Source organism: Paucilactobacillus nenjiangensis, from assembly GCF_005405445.1.
Taxonomy (GTDB): domain Bacteria; phylum Bacillota; class Bacilli; order Lactobacillales; family Lactobacillaceae; genus Paucilactobacillus; species Paucilactobacillus nenjiangensis.
Genome location: NZ_BJEB01000074.1, coordinates 1 through 8,798, shown reverse-complemented (window position 1 = coordinate 8,798; position 8,798 = coordinate 1). Strand labels below are relative to the sequence as shown.

Annotated in this window: 8 protein-coding genes; 3 read left to right on the top strand and 5 right to left on the bottom strand. The window is 38.9% G+C overall.

The genetic code is table 11. The features are described 5' to 3' along the window. Positions 1-79: 79 nt before the first annotated feature. A complete protein-coding gene (locus tag FFM59_RS09130; RefSeq protein ID WP_137602730.1) occupies positions 80-1,540 on the bottom strand; it encodes an amidase in 1,461 nt (486 codons plus the stop codon). Between the two features lie 86 nt (positions 1,541-1,626). Here FFM59_RS09130 and FFM59_RS09125 point away from each other — a divergent pair, with 86 nt between their 5' ends. Together FFM59_RS09125 and FFM59_RS09120 are read left to right on the top strand one after the other, a co-directional pair. Next, the gene (locus tag FFM59_RS09125) at positions 1,627-2,481 is read left to right on the top strand and encodes a transporter substrate-binding domain-containing protein (protein ID WP_137602729.1); all 855 of its coding nucleotides are present in this window, start codon (positions 1,627-1,629) and stop codon (positions 2,479-2,481) included. Positions 2,482-2,486: 5 nt separating this feature from the next. Further along, the gene (locus FFM59_RS09120; protein ID WP_137602728.1) at positions 2,487-3,146 is read left to right on the top strand and encodes an amino acid ABC transporter permease; all 660 of its coding nucleotides are present in this window, start codon (positions 2,487-2,489) and stop codon (positions 3,144-3,146) included. Between the two features lie 47 nt (positions 3,147-3,193). Here the strand turns inward: FFM59_RS09120 and FFM59_RS09115 are convergent, their stop codons facing one another. From FFM59_RS09115 to FFM59_RS09100, 4 genes are all read right to left on the bottom strand, one after another. Next, complete coding sequence (locus FFM59_RS09115; RefSeq protein WP_137602727.1) at positions 3,194-3,745, bottom strand: hypothetical protein; 552 nt, start codon at positions 3,743-3,745, stop codon at positions 3,194-3,196. Between the two features lie 101 nt (positions 3,746-3,846). After that, positions 3,847-4,848, bottom strand: coding sequence for an aldo/keto reductase (locus FFM59_RS09110; RefSeq protein WP_137602726.1), 1,002 nt, complete (start codon positions 4,846-4,848; stop codon positions 3,847-3,849). 162 nt (positions 4,849-5,010) lie between these two features. Next, positions 5,011-6,435, bottom strand: coding sequence for an L-arabinose isomerase (gene araA / locus FFM59_RS09105; RefSeq protein WP_137602725.1), 1,425 nt, complete (start codon positions 6,433-6,435; stop codon positions 5,011-5,013). A 207-nt stretch (positions 6,436-6,642) separates the two neighbouring features. Beyond that, positions 6,643-7,716: a GntR family transcriptional regulator gene (locus FFM59_RS09100; protein WP_137602724.1), complete on the bottom strand. Its 1,074-nt coding sequence runs from the start codon at positions 7,714-7,716 to the stop codon at positions 6,643-6,645. Positions 7,717-7,829: 113 nt separating this feature from the next. Here FFM59_RS09100 and FFM59_RS09095 point away from each other — a divergent pair, with 113 nt between their 5' ends. Next, a complete protein-coding gene (locus FFM59_RS09095; RefSeq protein ID WP_137602723.1) occupies positions 7,830-8,681 on the top strand; it encodes an aldo/keto reductase in 852 nt (283 codons plus the stop codon). Positions 8,682-8,798 lie beyond the last annotated feature (117 nt).

The window sequence follows — 8,798 nt, the reverse complement described above, 5'->3', positions numbered from 1 at the left end:
ACGTATCATTCAAAGAGTGATAGGCAAGTATGCGGTGTTCCTAGAAGCCCGGGAATTTATTCCCGGAGTAGTTCACGATTTAATGTTTTAACATTTTGAATTGATTATTATCTTCAAATAATTTTCCGATTTGCAATAACAAATCTTCGCGACCTTTGACAGCTGTAAACTGAATTCCCAATGGTAAACCGTCAGGATTAACAAAAGTTGGCAAACTAATCGCAGGTTCTCCTGTCAGATTAGCTGTCTGCGTGAATGGTGAAAGAGTTAAAGCTGGTAACCACTGATCATAAATGAATTGGCGCTGTTGCTTAGTCGTCATTTCATTAATCGTGTACATTTTTTCATAATTTTCTGGCGATACTAACGGATCATTTGCTTTTGGTGCCACATAGGCAGTGGTGGGTGTTAAAACTAACGGATATTGTTGATGAATTAGATCCATTTGGTAAGCCGTTTGGTCCCACAAATTCAAGGCATCGACATATTCGGCGGCCTTCACCCGTTGACCAGTTTGGTACAAGGCCCAAGTTAAGCGTTCCATTTCGTCTCGTTTCACTTCGCGCCCCATGGCATTGGTCATATTACCAAACATCGCGGCCGTCTCGCCAGCGTTCATCAAATAATAGCTTTCCATCACTTTCACACCATCGATGGGCACATCAATTTCTTCGACGTCAAAGCCTTCTTGCTCCAAAAATTTTACGGCGTTAGTCACAGCATTAATCGCATCATCAGATACTTTAGTCCCGACTGGCGACTTCGTAGTATAGCCAATTTTGATAGATTTATCTATTTGGCTAATATCTGACAAGTCTACTTTAGGTGCCTGGAATACAGCGGCTGATTGGACCGTTTGCATATGGTTAAGCAGTGCAGCGGTATCGTCAATATGGCTGGTGAGCGCAAAGCTAATCGCAGCACCTTGCCAAGATCGCCAATCATCTGGGCCAACTGGTACCCGGCCGCGAGTGGGCTTTAAGCCAATCACACCACTCCAAGATGACGGAATCCGAATCGACCCACCCCCATCGCTACCAGCAGCAATCGGACTAATTCCAGAAGCAACAACGGCCCCGGCCCCACCGGATGATCCACCTGGGGCGTAATCTGTATTCCATGCATTGTGTGCAATCCCATATAATTTAGAATCAGTGATATTTTTAAAGCCAAATTCAGGAAAATTAGTTTGTCCGATAATAATAAAACCAGCATCTTGCAATCTTTTTACGAAATTATTTGAGTGAGCGGCGACCGAATCTTTCAATAACACATTACCGGCAGTATCGCTTTCACCGGCCAGTTGTTGGCTCAATCCTTTCAACAATAGTGGCACACCATAAAATGGTTGACCAGTATCTTTCAGTGCAGCCGCTTCGACTAATGCCTTTTCTTCCCGGACAGAAATGACTGCATTTAACTGTGGATTTTGTTGGTTGATATTTTCAATCGTAGCGTGAATCAGGTCTTGTGAATTAATTTTTTTGTCGCGAATCTGTTGTGCCAAGTCTAAAGCTGATATATTTTGATAATTGAGCATGAAAAAAACCTTCTTTTTTTATTGATAAACCGTTTTCATTGTTCTATACTTTGCATAATGCTTTGGGGTGGAATGGAGATTAGATTATGAAAAAGCGATTCAAAGTAATTTCTGCATTAGTTGGTATCTTAGCATTTACGGCAATTATACTCATTGGTTGCACGAAAAACAATGACTCAAAAGAGCCACTTGTTGTCGCAACCTCCGGAACTTTGTATCCGGCGTCTTATCATGATTCAAAATCGAATAAATTAGTTGGTTACGACGTTGAAATCGCACGGGCAGTCGCTAAAGGACTACACCGTAAAATTGAATTCAAAGAATACAACGTTGACGGTCAATTAACGGCGGTCAAAACGGGCAAAGCCGATTTGGCAGCCAACGACTTTAATATTTCACCAACTCGTCAGAAGAAATTCGCTACCTCATCTGTTTACAAATATTCATTTAACAGTGTGATGGTTCGGGCAAGCGATAATTCTGGTATTAATTCTTGGTCAGACATTAAAGGCAAAAAGGCAGCTGGCGAAGCAGGTACAAGTTACCAACGTCTATCACAACAGTTGGGAGCTACTTTAGTCAACTATGATAACGTCTCAAACGACGTTTACTTGCGAGATGTCAAGAATGGCAAAACGGATTTTATTATGAATGATTATTATTTACAATCCCTTGCCTTGAAAGCAACTCCAAATAGCGGTTTGACACTTCCTTCAAATCTTTATTTCAATACTGATGAAGATAAGAACGGTGTTGGCTTTATCATGAAGAAAGGTGACACGGATCTTCAAAAACAAGTCAATGCTCAATTGAAGAAATTGAAGAAAGACGGTACCATCAAGAAACTTTCTGAAAAATACTACGGTGCGGATGTCACCAAAAAACCAAATGTAAAGAATATCCACACATTCAAAATTCAATCTAAATATGATGGCCGGTAATTAATATGAATTTTTCAACTCTGTCCACGTTGTTTGACTGGCATTTAGCAATTCGGGCTTTACCCAATGTATTACTAGGATTGCCAATGTCGATCTTTTTAACAGTAATTAGCTTTTCCATCGCGATGGTTGTCGGTGTGCTACTCACACTTGCCAGACTTAGTAAATATCGCTTGCTGTCTGGCTTTGCGAGAGCCTACGTTTCATTTCTTCGCGGTGTGCCATTGTTAGTTATGCTGTTCATCGTGTACTTTGGTTTTGGCGCAGACGCTTTGCCTGCCGCCATTATCGCCTTCACACTTGGATGTTCAGCGTTTGTTTCTGAAGTGTTTAGATCTGCTTTTCTAGGTGTTGAGAAGGTCCAAATCGAATCGGCATTTTCTTTAGGAATGTCGTACTCCAAAGCTATTCGATACGTTATCTTACCTCAAGCTTTCAGAATTGCTATCCCGGCACTTGGCAACATTGTCATTGATTTATTCAAAGGAACTTCATTGGCGGCAATGATTACCGTTTCTGAAATGTTCATGCAAGCTAAGATTATTGCTGGTGCCAACCAAGATTATATGACTTTATATATCTTAATTGCCATCATTTACTGGGCTTGTTGTGAAGTTATTTCAATTGGACAGAATTTATTAGAAGACCATTTAACTTATGCTTAATGAAAATAGAAAACAGATTACGATTAAATCGTAATCTGTTTTTTTAATTATCCATTATAAGATGTGCTGACGGTTGTCCAAGAATTTGAAGCTTGATTAGCTGCAGATTCATATTGAAGGGCTCCATTAGCAGTAATGCGGAACCAGCCTGCATTTGATGAGGTATTAGGATCTGCACCTGCAGCCTGCATATTAGCACTACTGTGGTTTTCACGAACTTGATAATAAACTGCGCCGTCAGTTTCGCCAGCAGGGCCTGATGTCCCATTGTAGTTGTAACTGAAATCTTGGCTGGTAAATTGAGTGCTACCAGTATTATATTCAGCTAACACCGTATTACCCATATTTGCAGTAATCCAGTTGATTGCTTGAGTGCTAGAAAGACTAGTTGTGTCAGTTGAATTACTGGTTGAATTATTATTTGAGTTGCTTGAAGCAGCTTTACTACTTGATTTGCTGCTAGAACTACTATCTTTAACTACCTTACTTGATTTTGAACTCGAAGAACTCGAGTCAGAACTATCACTACTAGAATTACCGCAACCGGCTAAAGAAACTAGCAATAGCCCGCTTAGACCAATTGTAATTAACTTCTTCATGTTACATCCTCCAAATGATATATGATGATTTTATTATACCTTATTTCGCCATAGTTAAATATTAAAAAAGTACCAAACCACACAGGTCTGGTACATCTTGCTTATTTAAACTCAACACCATCTAAAATAGTATCAAATTGTTTTAATTCTGCGTCACTAAAATCTAAATTATCCAACGCTTTAATGTTATCTTCGAGTTGTTGTGTCCGTGAAGCACCAATAATCACACTGGAAACAACCGGTTGACGCAAATTCCATGCTAATGCCATTTGGGCTAGTGATTGACCCCGAGTTTTAGCAATTTCATTTAATTGTTTTGCAATTGCTGTAGTTTGTTCTACTCGTTCCACATTCAAAAATGGACTATCCGAACGGTTAGCGCGTGAATCCTTAGGAATTCCATTTAAATAACGGTCGGTTAACCGACCTTGTGCTAATGGACTAAAGACGACTGCCCCAACTTCTTTTTCAGCTAATACATCAGTTAAACCATCTTCAATCCAACGGTCGAACATATTATAACGTGGTTGGTGGACGATAAATGGAGTCCCTAAATCTTCAAATATTTCGGCAATTTCACGAGTTTGTTCCGCACGATAGTTAGAAATACCAATGTACAATGCTTTCCCTTGCCGCACTAATAAATCTAACGCTTGTGCCGTTTCTTCGATTGGTGTATTTGGATCTGGACGGTGATGGTAGAAAATATCAAAGTAATCCACGCCTACCCGTTTTAAACTTTGGTCGATACTGGCGGTGATATACTTTTTTGAACCCCAATCTCCATATGGTCCGGGCCACATGGTATAACCTGCCTTAGAAGAAATTACCATTTCATCACGGTAAGCGGACAGGTCATCATGCAGGATTTTACCGAAGTTCTTTTCTGCAGACCCTGGTTCAGGACCATAATTATTCGCTAAATCAAAATACGTAATGCCACGATCAAACGCGTCAAAGACGATTTTCTTTTGATTTGTCAGTGGCGTCGTATTACCAAAATTGTGCCAAAGTCCAAGCGCAATTGCAGAAACTTTTAAACCCGATTTACCAAGATTACGATAAAGCATCTTATCGTAACGATGTTCATTTGCTTGATACATTGCATTTCCTCCTCGTGTTATCAATCATTTTCACAGCTTCATGAAAATGCTTTCAATTCTCTCACAATGTTAAGACTAGGCGAAACCGTCCCAGATTGCAAGCTAGATTGACTGGACAAGAAAAGCCGACCATTATGATCGGCTTTTGTCTATTAGTTAAAATTACTTGATGTCAACAAAGTTCAAATCGAACAAGTCAGCAAGGTCTTGTAATTGTTCACCAGTGATTGCCAATGAGAAGACAGTATGGTGACCACCACCATTACGGATCCATTCAGTAGCACCGGCTTGTAATCCGGCTTTTGGAGTCCATAATTGCTTAGCAACTGGCAAGAATGGAGTATCTTTTTCAGGAACGTTAGCTTTAACGTCGTATGAAATCATCTTGAAGTCATCGCCCATATCTGAAACGGTAACATCAACTCCGTCACCTTCTGAACCAGAGAAGACAAGACGTGCAGGATCATCTTTTCCACCAATATCAAGTGGGTGAACTTCAACACGTGGCTTGTCGCTGGCGATTGAAGGATCAACTTCCAACATGTGTGAGCCAAGGATAGCTTCTTTGCCCTTTTGGAATTCCAAAGTATAGTCTTCCATGAAGGCAGTTTGCTTGTTGTGTGCCATGATTTTAAGAAGACGAGTCAAGGCTGCAGTCTTCCAGTCACCTTCAGCACCGAAACCATATCCTTCTTCCATCAACAATTGTGCAGCTAAACCAGGCAATTGTTCAAGACCGAATAAGTCTTCGAAGTTGGTAACAAAGGCAGTGTAACCATTACGGTCCATGAATGCCTTCAAAGCAAAGTATTGACGTAATTGATATTTAACAGATGATTCAAACTTAGCAGGATCATTGTCACCAATTACATAGTCATATTCTTTTTGTAAATCTTCATATTTGTTGTTAACGTCTTCGTCAGAAACTTTGTTGATTTCTTCAACTAAATCACCAACGCCGTATGCATCAACAGTCCAGCCAAATTTGATTTGTGCTGAAACTTTGTCACCTTCAGTAACGGCAACATTACGCATGTTATCACCAAAACGGACAACCTTAAGTTTTTGGCTTTCTTCAAATGTTACAGCAACATCTTGCCATGAAGCAATTTGTTCTTGAACATCTTCGTCGCCCCACCAACCCATAACGATCTTGTTCTTGATACCAAGACGGGCGTTGATGTAACCATATTCGCGATCACCATGAGCTGATTGGTTCAAGTTCATGTAATCGAAATCGATTGTTTCGTATGGAATCTTGTTGAGGAATTGTGTAGCCAAGTGAAGTAATGGCTTTTGCAATAATTTTGTACCACGAATCCAGTTTTTAGCTGGTGAGAATGTGTGCATCCAAGTAATTACACCGGCAACACTGTCATCGTAGTTAGCATCCTTCATAAATTGAGTAATTGAAGCAGCAGTAGTTGCTACTAATTTGAATTCAATTTTATATGGTAACTTTCCACTTGCATTCAACTTATCAACGATTTCGCGAGCATCGTTTTCAACTGATTTAAGTTGTTCTTCACCATAAAGATGTTGACTACCAACGGCAAACCAGAATTTGTAATCAGGTACATTTATCATAATTTAATATCCCCTTTGTTATTATAGAGTCGTCTATTGCTCAATATTTAGCAATCAAGTAACAGCAACATGTAAATCGCTTACAAGAACATTGTAAAATATTTGTCCGTATAAATCAACCATTATTTTTTTTATTAAACAAGTTCTTTATTTAGCCACTAAAAAAGCTTAATTCTAAGGCGCGAATTAAGCATTTAAATTTATTAATTATTTTCTAGCAGTTGAATTTCGAATAATCATTTCAGGATCATACGTAATTGACTCGACTGGTTCTTTATTAATCATTTTGATAATGGACTTGCCAGCATCAATACCCATTTTTTCTTTTGGGTGAACTAAGGTAGTTAAACTAGGTTCAATATATTTACTGAGTTGGTAATCATCAAAGCCAACAACTGACACGTCTTCGGGCACCCGTAAGTCTAACGAACGAATCACATCGATGATCTGAATCGCTAATTTGTCATTATAACAAGCAATTGCAGTCGGATGATTTTCACTCGACATTATTTTAGTGACTCGTTCAAAGATTTTGGCCATTTCGTCGCTTGACTGGTACATGACAATTTCACTCAAATATGAAATCTTTGGATGTTTCAAATACGATTGCACAAAGCCGTTCATTCGGTGAACCCCTTGGCTATCATCAACTTGAAAGACTCCCAAAATTTTTTCATGTTCTTGGGTAAATAGATATTCAGTTAATCGTTGTTCAGCTTCCAAATCATTTGTATGGATGTATGGAAAATCTAATTCATCGTAGTGCGAGTTGATGAAGAGAACTGGAATGCCCGCATCTCTAATTTTTTTGTAGATATCTAAATTAGGATTTGGCAACGCACTTTGTGTTGGTTCCACAATTAACGCTTCAACATTACTATCCAACATTCGAATCAAGCTTTGACGTTCTTTTTGATGGTTGTTATGGGTATTGCTCAGCAGAATTGAGTACCCGCTGTTCGACACAATTCGATCAATTCCACTAATGATATTAGGGAAAATATAGTCAGCAATATGTGTGGTGATAACACCAACCATCTTATTATTTACTTGGGTGACACGTTCAGATTGCCAATCGTCAACAAACATGCCACCACCCTGGATACGATAAATAAACCGTTCATTTTGCAATTCACCCACGGCACGACGAACCGTATATCGGCTCACTCCGAATTGCTTCATAAAGTCGGATTCAGTCGGTAGTTTATCTCCCGTTTGGTATGTCCCAGCAATTATATCTGCCTTAATACCCTTTTTGACTGTCTCATATTTCGTTTCCACAACATTTCTCCTCAAATTTTCTTGTTAAGTTAACTATATCATTCTCTGATTGATTTTACCTGCCCTATCTCAAAATGTTACAATTAATTTCGATGAAAAAACGGAGGGATATCATGACAAACATTTCCGATAATTATTTAACACTTGCAGATGGTAACAAGATGCCACAGCAAGGCTTTGGCGTTTATAAAATCACTGATCAAAGTGAGTTTGATCAAGCAATCGAATCTGCCTGGAACCATGGCTATCGTTTATTTGACACGGCTCAAATGTACAAGAACGAACAAAATTTAGGTGACTCCTTACAAAAACTTGGCGCTCCAAGAGACCAAATGTTTATTACAACAAAAATTTCTGAAGCCAACCAGGGTTACGATAAATCCATTAGTTCACTCAAAGAATCTTTAACGAAACTACAAATGGATTATGTCGATTTATTACTAATTCATTGGCCAATCAATACTGAATTTTTTGAGACTTGGCGTGCATTCGAAGATATCAAAAAAGAAGGCTTGGCTAAATCAATTGGGGTCAGCAATTACGATATGGTTCACATTCAATATTTGGCTACCCAAGCACATGAAATGCCTGTTTTGAACCAGATTGAAGTGAGTCCATTAATGAGCCAAAAGCCAATGTTGAAATTTAATACTGAGAACAATATTACCACCCAAGCCTGGAGCCCATTAGGACGTGGCAAAGTCCTCAACAATCCTACCATTCAAAAAGTTGCAGAAGATACTGGCAAGTCTGCTGCGCAAGTTATTTTACGTTGGCACTTACAAAACGGCATTGCAATTATTCCTAAGTCGGTTCATGACGCAAGAATTGCCCAAAATGCAGATATTTATGATTTTGAATTAACTTCTGCGCAAATGGCACAAATGGATTCAGTTAATACTAATCATCGCGTTAGTAAAGAACCTGAATTAGTATATGAATTTGGTGAACAATATCCATATTAATTTTTTCAACATAAAAGGTTCAAGCAATTTATTAATTTGCTGAAGTGAACCCACAAGTTTGGACAACTAAATTAAGCTACTAACTGATTGGCAAGTTCTCGGTATTGTACTGGTGAC

What these genes read in the sequence shown, in the direction of transcription:
- FFM59_RS09130 (WP_137602730.1), bottom strand. Translation starts at nt 1,540, where the DNA reads ATGCTCAATTATCAAAATATATCAGCTTTAGACTTGGCACAACAGATT.
- FFM59_RS09125 (WP_137602729.1), top strand. Translation starts at nt 1,627, where the DNA reads ATGAAAAAGCGATTCAAAGTAATTTCTGCATTAGTTGGTATCTTAGCA.
- FFM59_RS09120 (WP_137602728.1), top strand. Translation starts at nt 2,487, where the DNA reads ATGAATTTTTCAACTCTGTCCACGTTGTTTGACTGGCATTTAGCAATT.
- FFM59_RS09115 (WP_137602727.1), bottom strand. Translation starts at nt 3,745, where the DNA reads ATGAAGAAGTTAATTACAATTGGTCTAAGCGGGCTATTGCTAGTTTCT.
- FFM59_RS09110 (WP_137602726.1), bottom strand. Translation starts at nt 4,848, where the DNA reads ATGTATCAAGCAAATGAACATCGTTACGATAAGATGCTTTATCGTAAT.
- araA (WP_137602725.1), bottom strand. Translation starts at nt 6,435, where the DNA reads ATGATAAATGTACCTGATTACAAATTCTGGTTTGCCGTTGGTAGTCAA.
- FFM59_RS09095 (WP_137602723.1), top strand. Translation starts at nt 7,830, where the DNA reads ATGACAAACATTTCCGATAATTATTTAACACTTGCAGATGGTAACAAG.